Here is a 439-nt window from a genome sequence, read left to right on the forward strand (position 1 = left end):
TCAGCGTATTGCGTGCAGTATTCGCGCTCCGGGCTGGTGCTGACATGAAAGGCATACGCATCGGCCTGAATGCCATGCCCACTCAGCACCTGGGCGATGATTTGCGGCACCGTCAGGTGCTGGAAAATTCGTTGGTTGTGGCTGAACTGCAGATAGTGCAAGGCCGGCACCAAAGTCAGCTGATAACGGGTCAGGCGCTTGCCGGCCTCGCCCACCAGCACCTCTTCGATATGCCCATGCAGGCCTTCCCCATGCAGGCCGAACTGCAGAAAAGCCGGCTGCCCGAGCAGACGCTCAAGGTCGAAATCCGGCGACTCGCTGACCAGTTCAATCTGGATCGCATACAAGCTGCTGATCGCTTCCGTGCCCTCGAAGGCGAGGACCTTGAAGTCGTGGCGAACAGAAGGGATCAATAACGCAAAATGCGCAGCATTGGCCG

The 439-nt window shown here is 58.5% G+C and carries 1 protein-coding gene; it reads right to left on the reverse strand.

The annotated features are described in order from the left end of the window. A partial coding sequence (locus AACY52_RS31515; protein WP_339561580.1) for a contractile injection system protein, VgrG/Pvc8 family occupies positions 1-439 on the reverse strand: 439 nt, incomplete at both ends.

This window comes from Pseudomonas sp. EA_65y_Pfl1_P113 (assembly GCF_963970525.1).
Taxonomy (GTDB): domain Bacteria; phylum Pseudomonadota; class Gammaproteobacteria; order Pseudomonadales; family Pseudomonadaceae; genus Aquipseudomonas; species Aquipseudomonas tritici.